This window comes from Gordonia sp. LMA484, assembly GCF_058129505.1.
The window spans coordinates 2,584,572-2,597,183 of record NZ_CM176700.1; the positions used below are offsets into that span (position 1 = coordinate 2,584,572).

A 12,612-nucleotide genomic window follows, 5' to 3' on the forward strand; every position below is an offset into this window, starting at 1 on the left:
TGGCATGCGCAAGGGGTGGCCGTCGGCAACGCGCAACCGTGAGCGGTTGGCATCGGGGAGTCGTCGGTCACACTCGGTCCGATTCGTCGCCGTGACCGTCCTCGGCGCGCTTCTCCTGGCGCTGAGCGGCTGCGCCGACTTCACCGACCAGGATCGGGCCAAGGACGCCGGGGCGTTCAGCGCCAACAACCAGTCCGCGGCGCAGAAGCCACCGCCGCGCCCCTCCCCCACCGAACCGCCGATACCCCCGCCGCCCGGACCCTGCGTCGACCCTGATCCCGCGGTCATCGCGACGTGCCTACAGTCGACTGCCGCGGTGATGCCCGGCGATGACAAGGGTGATGTCACCGTGGTGGCCGAACGCACCACCGGCAAGATCATCACAACCAAACGCTATGGGCCACAACGAGTTCTGGCCGAGACTCCCGTGGACGCGTCCGGCGACGGCGGTCTGATCGACTTCGCCTTCTCGCCAACCTATGCACAGGATCGTCTGATCTACGCGCTGGTCACCACCGCGTCCGACAATCGGATCGTGCGCCTCGCACCGGGAGACGTGCCCAAACCCATCCTGGTCGGTATCCCCAAGGGTGCCACCGGGAACATGGGTGCGATGTACTTCCGCTCGCCGACGGAACTGGTGGTGGCGACCGGCAACGCCGGCGACCCCTCCGCTGCCGCGAATCCGTCGTCGCTGGCCGGAAAGATCCTGCTGGTGACCTCGTTCCGGTCGGGAACCAACCCACCGCCACGCATCCTGGCGTCAGGTCTCGGTTCCAATGTCTCACTGTGTCCCAGCGTCGCCTCCGGCACTCTGTACCTCGCCGATCAGACGGCGAGCGAGGACCGGCTGCAGGTGCTCGAGGCCTCGGGTCCGAAGGTGTTGTGGACATGGCCGGACCGGCCGCAGATCGCCGGATGCGCCGTCGCCTCGGGCGCAATCTTCGTCTCCACCACCCGAACCCAGCACATCGAGGCACTCAACGAACCGACTCGGGAGAAGCCCGCGATCACCCCTCCGGTGGTGGTGCTGGACAAGCGATACGGCGCCCTCGGGCGAATGGTGGCCCTGCAGAACGGAATACTGCAGTTCGCCACCGTCAACCGCACTTCGGGCAAACCGGTCAGCACCGACGACCGGGTGATCCGGTGGTTGCCACCGTCGTCGACGGAGGACCGCACCTGACCTGCGGTGATCCGCACCTGTTCACCGCCCTGCCCGGGTTTGTCGAACTCGCAGCCGACGATCGGCGTCGTCCATTACAGTTCGGTCAAACTCATCCCGCGATCACCGAACGCGAAAGGCGCGGCACATGAACCGTCGCAGTCTCCTCGTCGTCCTTGCCTCCATCTTCTCCCTCTGCCTGTCGTCCGGCGCCGTCGCGACAGCCGCTCCGAATCCGCTCGGGTCCCTCGATCTCGGCTCCCTCGGCGGCCCCGCCATGCACGGTTGCTCGGTGGCGTCCTACGAGCAGAAGAGCGAGCTCGGGCCGCAGACCCTGTCGAACGAGCCGCCGACGGGGCCACAGTTGGCCGGCTACCAACGGTTCGGCTCTCTGCCGGGTAGTACAGAATTCCTTGCAAAGTACTGGGACACCGAGAAGAAGTGGTGGAAGTACCCGGATGGGCAGGGCTACGTCCTCGATCGCAACCATCAACCGATCAAGCACAAGGCGACGATGAAGGTCGGGCGCCGGTTGGATCGCTACGGCGGCGAGCGCGGCAACTTCCTCGCGCCCGCGGGAACGAAATACGCCGCGCGTTCACTGCCCCCGTCGAATCTCAGTGGCCCGCAGGGCCAGGAAGAATACTGCAACTATCACGTGTACGAGGTGATCAAGGATCTCCCCGTCGACACCGGTCGTATCGCACCCTGGTTCGAACAGCGTGGCGGCGGAATCCAATACGAGGTGGTGCGCAGCTATCTGACGACGGAGGTCACCAAGAACCCGCAGTGCGACAGCTTCATCAACGACGACGACACGCTCGGCGTCGCCTGGCTGCGGTGTGCAGGGTATGTGCAACAGGTCTTCCCCGCCGTGCACTGATGCCGGGAGACCAGCTCGATGACGAGATGCGTACCCGGATCATGGATCTGGGTACGCGGATGCGGGCGAATCCGGAAGATCTGCCGGTGCTCGGCGAGATCCGCGGAGACGCGACACCGTGCTGCGTGAACGATTCGGACGGCTGGCATATCACCAGTCGCGAACGCGACCGCATCCTGTCGGACCGGAGTTCCACGGACCCGGACAAATACCTGTCGCTCGTCGCCGAAGTGATTGCCGAACGCATCGCGTGGCGCCTGCATCCACCCGAATCCGGCGACTTCCCCCGGGCCGCGTGGCAGGCACAGTACGACGCGCTGGCCTGCGCCGATCAGTCGTGGGCCGAGACCTGGCTCGCGACGCTGCGGGCACGGATGATCGATGCCGGTGCGGACGAGGGCATCATCGACTCACTGCCGTCGCCGTGACCTCGGCGGCCCGCGCTCCCGGTGGCGGGGCGAGGGCGCCCGATGTGACAACTCACTGACAGGCTGCGAGCACCAATTCCTTGACTCGTGCCGGATCTGCCTGGCCACGCGTGGCCTTCATGACGTCACCGACGATCTTGCCTGCGGCCGCGACCTTGCCGCCGCGAATCTTGTCGGCGATGTCGGGGTTGTTGGCGAGGGCGTCGTCGACCGCCTTCTGCAGCGCGGAGTCGTCACGGACGACCTCGAGGCCACGGTCGGCGACGACCTGCTCCGGCTCGCCCTCGCCGTCGAGAACCGCCACAGCCACCTGCTGCGCGAGCTTGGTGGTGAGTTTGCCCTCGTCGACGAGACCGATGATGGTCGCCACCTGGGTGGGAGTGATCGGCAGGTCGGCCAGGTCGGTGCCCCGACTGTTCGCCTGTTGGGCCAGGAACGACACCCACCACCCGCGGGCGGCCTCCACCCCGGCGCCGGCATCCACCGTGGCGATCACGAGGTCCACGGCACCCACGTTGACCAGGTCACGCATCACCTCGTCGGAGACGCCCCACTCGTCCTGGATACGCGCGCGACGCACCCACGGCATCTCCGGCAGGGTCGTGGACAGCTCGTCGATCCACGACGGATCGGGTTGCACGGGCGGCAGGTCGGGTTCCGGGAAGTACCGGTAGTCCTCCGCCGTCTCCTTGCGGCGTCCCGGCGAGGTGGTGCCGTCGCTCTCGTGGAAGTGACGGGTCTCCTGCACGATCTCGCCACCGGCCTCCAGGATGGCGGCCTGCCGGCGCATCTCGTAACGCACGGCGATCTCGACGCTCTTCAGCGAGTTGACGTTCTTGGTCTCGGTCCGCGTGCCGAATTCCGTTGCGCCCTTACGCATCAACGACACGTTGGCATCGCACCGCAACGAACCCTGGTCCATCCGCACGTCCGACACGTCAAGGGCCTTGAGCAGGTCTCGCAGTGCGGTGACGTAGGCGCGGGCCACCTCGGGGGCACGCTCGCCCGCCCCTTCGATCGGCTTGGTCACGATCTCCACCAACGGAACCCCGGCCCGGTTGTAGTCCAGCAACGAGTGACTCGCACCGTGGATGCGACCCGAACCGCCGATGTGCAGCGACTTGCCGGTGTCCTCCTCCATGTGGGCACGTTCGATCTCGACCCGCCAGGGGGTGCCGTCGGGTAGGAGCACCTCGAGGTAGCCGTCGTAGGCGATCGGCTCGTCGTACTGCGAGATCTGATAGTTCTTCGGCTGATCGGGATAGAAATAGTTCTTGCGTGCGAACACGCTCGACGGACGGATCGAGCAGTTCAGCGCCAGTCCGATCCGGATCGCGGACTCGATCGCCTTCACGTTGGCCACCGGCAGCGATCCCGGCAGGCCGATGCACACCGGACACACCTGGGTGTTGGGCTCGGCCCCGAATGCGGTCGGGCAGCCGCAGAACATCTTCGTCTCGGTGCCGAGTTCGACGTGGACCTCGAGCCCGAGCACCGGATCGAAGTTCGCGATGACCTGGTCGTAGTCGAGCAGTTCCGTGGTGGCGGCAGTCATGGGTGACATCTTATTGCTCGCCGGATCATCGGGGCGCGTGGCCCGGTCACCCGGACATCGAAACCCGGGTCGGGGTCAGGGTCATCCCCGATGCCGACGCGGTTCGTCGTGCGTAGCGTCGAAGACATCAGAAAGGAAACATGATGACCACACCAGTTCCGACCACTCCCCGATTGATGCGCTCGCGCGACGATGCCTGGCTCGGCGGCGTCTGCGGCGGCATCGCCAAGCGCTTCGGCTGGGACCCGACGCTCATACGGGTGCTGTTCGTCGCGTCCGTGCTGCTGCCGGGACCTCAGGTGCTGCTGTACCTGGTGCTGTGGATCGTCATCCCACGGGAACCGGTTGCCGCGCCGCCGATCGTGGCCGCACCGCCCTACCCGCCGTACGCGAGTTGACTCACCCGAAGATGACGCGGACCTCCTGATACTGGTCCGCCGGCACCGACTTCTGGTTCGCGAGGGCGTCGGCGAAGTCGACGCGCACGATGTCCGTGCCGCTCAGCGCGACCATCTTGCCCCAGCCCTTGTCCGCGCAGAGGTCGGTGACCGCCATGCCGAGTCGGGTGGCGAGAACGCGGTCGAAGGCGGTGGGTACGCCGCCGCGCTGGATGTGCCCGAGCACAGTGGCGCGGGTCTCGATACCGGTCCGTTCCTCGATCAGCGGGGCGAGCACCTCGGCGATCCCGCCCAGACGCGGCCGATTGAAGCCGTCGAGACCCTTGTCCGAGTAGGCCTCCTCCATCTCGGGAAGCTTGAAGCCCTCGGCCACGACCACCATCGGCGCACGGCCGCGGTTCTTGACGCTGGTCGCCCAGGCACAGATCTGGTTGAGGCTCTCCGGCTGCTCCGGGATGAGGATCGCGTGCGCACCCCCGGCGATGCCCGAATACAGCGCGATCCAGCCCGCGTGTCGGCCCATGACCTCCAGGACCATGCAGCGCTTGTGCGAGTTGCCGGTCGTGCGGAGTCGGTCGATGGCCTCGGTGGCGATCTCCACCGCGGTGTTGAAACCGAAGGTGTAGTCGGTGGCGTCCAGGTCGTTGTCGATCGTCTTCGGCACCCCGACGATGTTGATGCCGTCCTCGTAGAGGCGCTTGGACGCCGACGCCGTGCCCTCGCCGCCGATCGCGATGACACCGTCGATGCCGAGGTTCTTGAGCACCTTCTTGATGTTCTCGGCGCCGCCGTCCGGTTCGTGATAGGGCCCGAATCGGCTGGTCCCGAGAATGGTTCCACCCTCGTGGGACAGACCACGAACCCGGGTGCGGTCGAGTTCGATGATGTCTCCGTAGACAAGGCCGTACCAACCGTCCTTGAAGCCGACGAACTCGTGTCCGTAGACGGTTTCACCCTTGAGCACCGCGCCACGGATCACCGCGTTCAGTCCAGGGCAGTCACCGCCGCTGGTGAGAATGCCGAACCTCTTGGCCATTACCGTGAGACCTCTCTGCCGACCACCGCTGACACGTTCCCCACACAATCTAGTGGGCGACGGCCTCCGCCGCCGGATGTCACCGAGAGAGAATCATCCGGTGGTGAGGACGCCGTCTCCGGTCACTTGAGTCCGTTCTCGTAGGCGAAGACGACGGCCTGCGCGCGGTCACGGAGTCCGAGTTTGGACAACACACTGCTGACATGCGTCTTCACCGTCTGCTCGGACACGAACAGTTCGGTTGCGATCTCGCCGTTGGACTTGCCGTCCGCGACGTGGTCGAGCACTTCGCGTTCACGGGGAGTGAGCACATCGGCCGCGCGGCTGCGAGGTGACCGCGATCGCCGCGCCGTCACCTCCGCGATCAGGCGACGTGTGATCGACGGCGCCAGCAGCGCCTCCCCCGCCGCGACCACCCGTACGGCTCGGACCAGTTCGTCCGCCGGGGCGTCCTTGAGCAGGAATCCCGAGGCACCGATCCGTAACGCCTCGTAGACGTAGTCGTCGATGTCGAAGGTGGTCAGCATGAGGATCCGGGTTGCCGCCCCGGTCGGCGATCCGTCGCGACCGGAAGCCGAGCGCAGGATCTCCTCGGCGGCGCGCAGACCGTCCTTGCGGGGCATCCGCACATCCATCAGGACGACATCCGGCCGTACGCGCGCACAGAGCTCGATCGCGGCGACGCCGTCAGCGGCATCGCCGAGGACAGAGATGTCGGGCTGGGCGCCGAGCAGGGCCGAGAAACCCTGACGCACCATTGCCTGATCGTCGACGACAACCACGGTAACGGCCACCGGCATACCCTATTCGCCCGGCCGCGACGCCGATTCGGCGGCCGATCCGACCGCGTGCGCGCCCTGTCCCGGGATGGTCGCACGGACCACGAATCCGCCGTCGCCGGTCGGTTCGGTCGTCAACACACCGCCGACCGCTGCGGCCCGCTCGCGCATGCCCGGGATGCCGCTGCCAGGTCCGGCGATCCGCACCGGCTCGGCGGTGGCCGCCGAATTCCTGATCTCGAGCTCGACGACGCCGGCGACGCGGGGTGCGATCTGGATCTCGATGCGCGACCCCGGAGCATGCCGGGTGGCGTTCGCGAGGCTTTCCTGCACGATGCGGTAGATGACCAATCCGCAAGCCTCGCCGACCATGTCATGAGGCACGGAGTCCGCCAGGTCCACCACGGCGCCGGTCATCCGGGTCTGCCTGACCAACGTCTCCACGTCACCGACACCGGGATTCGGTGATGCGGTCGGCTCGCCATCGGTCCGCAGCACGCCGAGAAGTTGGCGCACCTCGTCCAGCGATGCCCGCGCGGCGACCGCGATGGCCTCGAACTCCGCCGCCGCGTGCTCGCTCACGTCGTCGACTCGGTAACGAGCGGTCTGGGCCATCACCACCACCACGGACATCCGATGTGCCACAACGTCGTGCAGATCGCGGGCGATGCGCGCACGCTCCTGCAGGATCGTCTTCTGCGACTGCGCGAGCTGCGTCTGCTCCGCGCTCTGCGCCAACTGGCGGCGTGATCGGACCAGGAAGCGCACCAACGCCACCACCACCGCGACGAACGTCAGTCCGAACACCCATCCGCCACGGGCGTCGGCAGGTGCGGCCAGCCACATCACGATCGCCGTGCTGATCCACACAACCGGAATCCACTGCAGGGCGCAGCGGAGATAGGCGCAGACGGTGAGGACGAGCAGCACGATCAGATGGGTCACCTGGATCGACCAGGGCCATCCGTTGACCGTCGGCACCACCAGTCCGATCATCTGAGCGGAGACGACCGAGATGGCCCACGCCACCAACGGGGCGGACCAGGCCAGCGCGATCGGCCACGCCGCGAAAGCGGCCACCACCGGCAACGCATACGCCGGCATCGAATGGGTGAGGGTCAGCGTCGGCCAGGAGACCGCATACATGATCGCGGCGACCACCAGGAAGAACCAGTTGGCCCTCGACCCGAAATAGTGCCGTACGGCCGGGTCCTGCACGGCGGGCAGCGCACGCACCTCACGGACCGCGGCCGCGCCTGCCGACCCGATCATCCCTCTGGTTCTCCGGAACATCACCATCACCTCGTTCACCCACGGTAGGCGGCGCACCACCCCGCGTCCTCATACTTTCGAGGGAGAAGGCCATCCCCCGCCAGGGGCGTATCGGGCAGCCCGATCCCACGCGATGGCGCCCCGCCAATCACCATCGCGTGCGATGTGACCCGGTGCCGGCGATTCCTAGCGTCGGTGCCATGACATCTGCGCACCGGAACACACGCCGGCACCGACCCCGGGTGACCACGGCGATTCTTCTGCTCATCGCCTCGGCGACAACAACACTCGCCCCGGTGTGGCCGGCCGCGGCAGCAGAGACCGGACCTCGGGTCAATCAGACGCGTCCGAATCCCGTTGCCGCAGGTGCAGATCTCGTGACGCCCGCCGGGCGGGTCATCCGCGATCTCACTGCCGGGCGTACCGCGCAGGCACTCGATGAACTGCCCACCGGCTTCGTCGCGGACTTCGGGTATCGACCGACGGTCGTCGACGGCCATCCGGTCGACCCCGACGGCAGTTGCTCGTCGCCCATCCCGTTGCCCCGACGCTTCGACAACGCGTGCCGCACGCACGACTTCGGCTATGACGTGTTGCGATTCGCCGCCCACACCGGGCACCCGCTCGGTCGCTGGGCCCGGCTCGATCTCGACCGCATGCTGGTCGATCGGATGCGCGACTCCTGCAGTTCGCCGATGTGTCTCGTCGCGGTGGGCCTCGTGCGAACCGGTCTCGGTCTCAACACGTGGCGTCAGTACGACGGGCCACCCACCGCCGTCGAGTCCGCCGGGCAGATCGTGTCCTCCGGAATCGGGCGCGGGTGGGCGGAGCTCGTCGATCGGCGCTTGGGGACCCGATGAGCACCTCGGCCACCCTCACCCCGCCGACATCGACCACCGATCAGCTCCGGTATCCGCGGCGGCTCGCCGTGTCGTTGCCGCATCCGCTTGTCTCGCTGTGTGCCGTGATCGGGGCGCTGGTGGCGTTGTGGCCGGCCGGACTGCCCCGCCCCGTGGCCATCTCGGGACCTCTCACCGCCGCGTGCGTCGGAATCATGACGATCGTCGGGTCTGTCGCCGCACGCCGCCGCTCGAGCCGGCCGCCGGCCGACCTCGCGGCCCTCGCCGCCGCGGCGGGCACAGTGTTGTGCTTGGGATTGCTGAGCATGGCGTGGCAGAACGGCGTGCGAACCGATCTGGCGCTGCCACACGTCGGCATCGTATGGCCGGTCGCAACCGTCGTGCCCGCGATGGTCGTGTTCGGCGCGATCGTCTTCACTCCTCGGGCCACGGCCCTGATCGGCGCCACCGCCATCGCGCTGCTGGCCGGTCTGCTTCCGGCCGCACACGCCGATGACTCGCCGTCGGCGCCACGGGAGGCTCCCGCGGGAGTGCTGTATGCACCCGCGGATAGCTCGACCATCGAGCGTCGGAGCGGTGAACTGGTGCGCCGGTGGGCCAGCGACGGCGGCCTGGACCGTTCCGCGGTGGTGATCGCGGTGCCGACCGGATCCGGGTGGGTGGACGATGCCGCGGTGACCGGGTTCGTCGGCCGCTTCGCCGGCGACGTCACGGTCCTCGCAGTGCAATACGCGAACAGTCCGTCGTGGCAGGCGTTCGTCGGTGATCGCTCCGCCGCGGGGCGCAGCGCGATCGCGCTCCTCGACCACGTCGTCGACCTCGTGGACGGTCGGCCCGTCGGGCGACGTCCCCGGATCTATCTCTACGGTCAGAGCCTGGGCGCGGTCGGCGCCGAAGACGCCCGCGCGTGGGCGAAGCGTCACCATCCCGGGGCCGTCGACGGTACCGTGCTGGCGGGCGTGCCCGACGGCACCATCGGCCGTGGCGATTCCGCCGGGCCGCCCCGGTCCATCGTCGCCAACCCGTCGGATCCCGTTCCGCGCTGGTCACTCTCACTGCTCTGGCGACCGGCACGCATGCCGGCCGGAACGGTCGTCACCGGCCGCGCCGTCCGGCAACCGCCCTGGTTCCCGGTGGCGAGCTTCGTCCAGACCAGCGCCGATCTGCTGACGTCACTCGACGGACCGATCGGAGTGGGCCACCGATATGGCACCGAACAAGCAGGCACGTGGGACCCGCACCGATGAGTGTCAGCGCCTATTCGATCGGGCCGCGAGCCGCCTCGTAGGCCGCGCCGACCCGGTAGAGCCGGTCATCGGCGAGTGCGGGTGCCATGATCTGCAGTCCGACCGGCATCCCGTCGTCGCCGGACAGACCCGATGGCACCGACATCGCGCCGACACCGGCAAGGTTCACCGGCAGGGTGCACAGGTCGAACAGGTACATCGCGAGCGGATCATCGACCTTCTCGCCGAGCGCGAACGCGGTCGTCGGCGTGGTCGGCGACACGAGCACGTCGACCTTCTCGAACGCCGCGGCGAAGTCGCGGGCGATGAGAGTACGCACCTTCTGCGCCTGCCCGTAGTAGGCGTCGTAGTAACCCGACGACAACGCATACGTGCCGATCATGATGCGTCGCTTCACCTCTGGACCGAAGCCGGCGTCTCGCGTCAGCGCCATCACTTCTTCGGCGCTGCGCGTTCCATCGTCGCCGACCCGCAGGCCGTATCGCATCGCGTCGAAACGAGCGAGGTTCGACGACACCTCCGACGGCAGGATCAGGTAGTAGGCGCCCAATGCATAGGTGAAGTGCGGGCACGACACCTCGACGACCTCCGCACCGCGATCAGTCAGCACCTTCAGCGCCGCGCGGAACGAATCGAGGACGCCGGTCTGATACCCCTCGCCCTGCAACTCGGTGACCACACCGATTCGCACACCCGAGAGATCCTGCTGTGCACCGAATTTCGCGGCCGCGACGACGTCGGGAACAGGTGCGTCGATCGAGGTGGAGTCACGGTGGTCGTGCCCGGCGATCACCGCGTGCAGCAATGCGGTGTCGAGGACGGTTCGGCCGCACGGGCCGCCCTGGTCGAGGGAGGATGCGCAGGCCACCAGGCCATAGCGGGAGACGGTGCCGTAGGTCGGTTTCACCCCGACGGTGGCCGTCACCGCTGCCGGCTGACGGATCGAGCCACCGGTGTCGGTGCCGATGGCCAGCGGCGCCTCATACGACGCGAGCGCCGCTGCGCTGCCGCCGCCGGAGCCACCCGGGATCTTGGTGGTGTCCCATGGGTTCCGGGTCACCTGATAGGCCGAGTTCTCGGTGGAGCTGCCCATCGCGAACTCGTCCATGTTGGTCTTGCCGAGGATCGGCATGCCGGCCGCCCGCAACCGTTCGGTGACCGCCGCGTCATAGGGCGGAACCCAGCCTTCGAGGATCCTCGATCCGCAGGTGGTGGGCGCGTCGACGGTGGTGAAGACGTCCTTGAGAGCGATCGGCACCCCGGCGAGCGGCGACGGCGCCTCGCCGGCCGCGATCGCGTCGTCGGCGGCCTTGGCGGCGACGAGCGCCTCGGCCCCGCTGACGTGCAGGAAGGCGCCGAGCTGATCGTCGACCTCGGCGATGCGATCCAGGTGGGCCTGGGTGACCTCGACCGACGACAACTCGCGGGCGCCGATCTTCTCGGCGAGCTCGGCAGCGGACAGACCGGTGATCTCACCGGCCGCCCGGGTCACGGACCTGTCCTCGGACGTCACTGTTCCTCCCCCAGGATCTGCGGTACGGCGAATCGTTCCTGCTCCACGGCCGGAGCACCCGAGAGCGCTTCCGCATTGGTCAGGCCGGGAACCACCACATCCGGGCGCAGCACATTGGCGAGCTCGGCGGGATGCGCCGTGCCCGGCACGTCATCGGCGGCAACCTCCGACACCTGCGCGACGTGCGCCAGGATCGAGTCGAGTTGCTGCGCGTATTGATCGAGTTCGTCGTCGGTCAGCGCGAGCCGCGACAACCGAGCCAGGTGTGCGACCTCTTCGCGCGAGATCGCCGACTCTGATCCGCTGGACATGCCAGGTCCTTTCTCGCCGTGTCATGCGTGTTCCCCACCAGCCTATGGGAGGGTGTCCCGCCACCGGCCACGCGGTCGTCAGTCCAGCCAGCGTTTCAGCCGCGCGGTCAGCCAGGGCAGGATCAGGTAGACCATCAGCGGGGTGTTGATCACGGTCGCGATCAGCGTCTTGAGCACCACCGGTAGGCCATCGAGATGATTGATCACCAGCAGATTGATCAGCAGCGACATCGGGAAGAATCCGAGCCAGATGGTGATCGCCTGCTTCCACCGCGCCGGCGGCGCGCCCTGCACTCGCACCGCATTCGTCAGGTGCTGTTGCGGCTCGAACCACCCCTCGATCCCGGACAGACGATGCGTGGCGTACTCGACCGCGACCCCCTCGCCGCGCGACAGCCACGCCCGGCGCACCGGAGACGTCACCCAATCGTCCATGCACTGTTCGTCGGCGAATCGATACACCACGTAGTACTCGTCGTCGATCCGTGAGTTCCGCAGCCAGCCGCCGCCGAGAAAGCCCGGAAACGTCCGGGCCAAAGCGATCCCCGCGTCGGTCCAACTGATGAAATCGTGTTCGCGGCCGGGTTCGATACGACGGGCGACCGATGCGGTGACCTGGGTCGAGTCCCCGGGTTCGGCGGGTACGGAGGCGTCGTTGTCGGGCATGGCCCCATGGTGACGTCCCTGCGGCCCACGCGCACGCCCGCGAGTCGGGCGTCACACCAGGGTGTAGAACTCCAAGGCGATGTTGTCCGGGTCCCGGAACGAGACCACGAAACCCATGGTGCCCTGCACGATCTCACCGTGCGGCACCCCGTGTGCGTCGAGGACACCGAGCCACAACTCCAGTTCGGCGCGGTCAGCGAGCGCGAACGAGAGGTGGTCGAGACCGGCCCGCCGTTCGTCGAACTCACCATCCACGGTCGAATCATTGTGGGCGACAAAGCTGATCGGCGCGGTGTCGGGACGTTCGATCCGGGCCTTGTCCTTGCCGTCGACTGTGGCGCGCGCCACCTCGGTGAATCCGAGCACCCGAACGTACCAATCGACGGAGACGTCCAGGTCGGCAACCGACAGGGTGACGTGGTGTAGGCCGTGCAACGGCGGTGTTCCGGTCACCCTGATCACGTTAGTGGTGTGAGTCCCCCGCCACCACGCCCACCCG

Annotated in this window: 14 protein-coding genes; 6 read left to right on the forward strand and 8 right to left on the reverse strand. The window is 67.6% G+C overall.

Annotated elements, in window-relative coordinates:
• The first annotated feature begins 4 nt into the window (after positions 1-4).
• From AC4AMJ_RS11320 to AC4AMJ_RS11330, 3 genes are all read left to right on the forward strand, one after another.
• The gene (locus AC4AMJ_RS11320) at positions 5-1,186 is read left to right on the forward strand and encodes a PQQ-dependent sugar dehydrogenase (protein ID WP_489918072.1); all 1,182 of its coding nucleotides are present in this window, start codon (positions 5-7) and stop codon (positions 1,184-1,186) included.
• A gap of 127 nt (positions 1,187-1,313) precedes the next feature.
• Positions 1,314-2,048, forward strand: coding sequence for a TNT domain-containing protein (locus AC4AMJ_RS11325; RefSeq protein ID WP_489918073.1), 735 nt, complete (start codon positions 1,314-1,316; stop codon positions 2,046-2,048).
• On the forward strand, positions 2,048-2,476 hold the full coding sequence (locus AC4AMJ_RS11330) for an Imm63 family immunity protein (RefSeq protein ID WP_489918074.1): 429 nt from the start codon (positions 2,048-2,050) through the stop codon (positions 2,474-2,476). The genes AC4AMJ_RS11325 and AC4AMJ_RS11330 overlap by 1 nt, the downstream gene beginning before the upstream one ends.
• A gap of 52 nt (positions 2,477-2,528) precedes the next feature.
• Here AC4AMJ_RS11330 and gatB read toward each other — a convergent pair whose 3' ends face one another.
• A complete protein-coding gene (gene gatB / locus AC4AMJ_RS11335; protein WP_489896339.1) occupies positions 2,529-4,031 on the reverse strand; it encodes an Asp-tRNA(Asn)/Glu-tRNA(Gln) amidotransferase subunit GatB in 1,503 nt (500 codons plus the stop codon).
• Positions 4,032-4,174: 143 nt separating this feature from the next.
• Here gatB and AC4AMJ_RS11340 point away from each other — a divergent pair, with 143 nt between their 5' ends.
• Positions 4,175-4,429 carry a PspC domain-containing protein gene (locus AC4AMJ_RS11340; RefSeq protein ID WP_489896340.1) on the forward strand — a complete coding sequence of 85 codons (255 nt, stop codon included), beginning with the start codon at positions 4,175-4,177 and terminating at the stop codon, positions 4,427-4,429.
• 1 nt (position 4,430) lies between these two features.
• Here AC4AMJ_RS11340 and AC4AMJ_RS11345 read toward each other — a convergent pair whose 3' ends face one another.
• From AC4AMJ_RS11345 to AC4AMJ_RS11355, 3 genes are all read right to left on the reverse strand, one after another.
• The gene (locus tag AC4AMJ_RS11345) at positions 4,431-5,465 is read right to left on the reverse strand and encodes a 6-phosphofructokinase (protein ID WP_489896341.1); all 1,035 of its coding nucleotides are present in this window, start codon (positions 5,463-5,465) and stop codon (positions 4,431-4,433) included.
• Between the two features lie 122 nt (positions 5,466-5,587).
• Positions 5,588-6,259 (reverse strand): response regulator, encoded by a 672-nt coding sequence (locus AC4AMJ_RS11350; RefSeq protein WP_489918075.1) that lies wholly within the window; start codon positions 6,257-6,259, stop codon positions 5,588-5,590.
• Between the two features lie 9 nt (positions 6,260-6,268).
• On the reverse strand, positions 6,269-7,537 hold the full coding sequence (locus AC4AMJ_RS11355; protein ID WP_489896343.1) for a sensor histidine kinase: 1,269 nt from the start codon (positions 7,535-7,537) through the stop codon (positions 6,269-6,271).
• 179 nt (positions 7,538-7,716) lie between these two features.
• Between AC4AMJ_RS11355 and AC4AMJ_RS11360 the strand changes: the two genes are divergently transcribed.
• A complete protein-coding gene (locus AC4AMJ_RS11360; RefSeq protein WP_489918076.1) occupies positions 7,717-8,376 on the forward strand; it encodes a hypothetical protein in 660 nt (219 codons plus the stop codon).
• Complete coding sequence (locus AC4AMJ_RS11365) at positions 8,373-9,623, forward strand: alpha/beta-hydrolase family protein (protein ID WP_489918077.1); 1,251 nt, start codon at positions 8,373-8,375, stop codon at positions 9,621-9,623. Before AC4AMJ_RS11360 ends, AC4AMJ_RS11365 begins: the two co-directional genes overlap by 4 nt.
• A 10-nt stretch (positions 9,624-9,633) precedes the next feature.
• On the opposite strand, the gene gatA is transcribed toward AC4AMJ_RS11365, so the two are convergent.
• The 4 genes from gatA to AC4AMJ_RS11385 all read right to left on the reverse strand — a co-directional run bounded on the left by gatA (position 9,634) and on the right by AC4AMJ_RS11385 (position 12,566).
• Positions 9,634-11,115 (reverse strand): Asp-tRNA(Asn)/Glu-tRNA(Gln) amidotransferase subunit GatA, encoded by a 1,482-nt coding sequence (gene gatA / locus AC4AMJ_RS11370; RefSeq protein WP_489896346.1) that lies wholly within the window; start codon positions 11,113-11,115, stop codon positions 9,634-9,636.
• Between the two features lie 17 nt (positions 11,116-11,132).
• Complete coding sequence (gene gatC / locus AC4AMJ_RS11375; RefSeq protein ID WP_489896347.1) at positions 11,133-11,447, reverse strand: Asp-tRNA(Asn)/Glu-tRNA(Gln) amidotransferase subunit GatC; 315 nt, start codon at positions 11,445-11,447, stop codon at positions 11,133-11,135.
• A 78-nt stretch (positions 11,448-11,525) separates the two neighbouring features.
• Entirely contained in the window at positions 11,526-12,113 is a 588-nt protein-coding gene (locus tag AC4AMJ_RS11380) for an antibiotic biosynthesis monooxygenase (protein WP_489896348.1), read from the reverse strand.
• A 51-nt stretch (positions 12,114-12,164) separates the two neighbouring features.
• A complete protein-coding gene (locus AC4AMJ_RS11385) occupies positions 12,165-12,566 on the reverse strand; it encodes a VOC family protein (protein WP_489896349.1) in 402 nt (133 codons plus the stop codon).
• Positions 12,567-12,612: the final 46 nt, after the last annotated feature.

Bases quoted from the DNA above. Each gene is read 5' to 3' on its own strand.
- AC4AMJ_RS11320 (WP_489918072.1), top strand. From the start codon at position 5: ATGCGCAAGGGGTGGCCGTCGGCAACGCGCAACCGTGAGCGGTTGGCA.
- AC4AMJ_RS11325 (WP_489918073.1), top strand. From the start codon at position 1,314: ATGAACCGTCGCAGTCTCCTCGTCGTCCTTGCCTCCATCTTCTCCCTC.
- AC4AMJ_RS11330 (WP_489918074.1), top strand. From the start codon at position 2,048: ATGCCGGGAGACCAGCTCGATGACGAGATGCGTACCCGGATCATGGAT.
- gatB (WP_489896339.1), bottom strand. From the start codon at position 4,031: ATGACTGCCGCCACCACGGAACTGCTCGACTACGACCAGGTCATCGCG.
- AC4AMJ_RS11340 (WP_489896340.1), top strand. From the start codon at position 4,175: ATGACCACACCAGTTCCGACCACTCCCCGATTGATGCGCTCGCGCGAC.
- AC4AMJ_RS11345 (WP_489896341.1), bottom strand. From the start codon at position 5,465: ATGGCCAAGAGGTTCGGCATTCTCACCAGCGGCGGTGACTGCCCTGGA.
- AC4AMJ_RS11355 (WP_489896343.1), bottom strand. From the start codon at position 7,537: ATGTTCCGGAGAACCAGAGGGATGATCGGGTCGGCAGGCGCGGCCGCG.
- AC4AMJ_RS11360 (WP_489918076.1), top strand. From the start codon at position 7,717: ATGACATCTGCGCACCGGAACACACGCCGGCACCGACCCCGGGTGACC.
- AC4AMJ_RS11365 (WP_489918077.1), top strand. From the start codon at position 8,373: ATGAGCACCTCGGCCACCCTCACCCCGCCGACATCGACCACCGATCAG.
- gatC (WP_489896347.1), bottom strand. From the start codon at position 11,447: ATGTCCAGCGGATCAGAGTCGGCGATCTCGCGCGAAGAGGTCGCACAC.
- AC4AMJ_RS11380 (WP_489896348.1), bottom strand. From the start codon at position 12,113: ATGCCCGACAACGACGCCTCCGTACCCGCCGAACCCGGGGACTCGACC.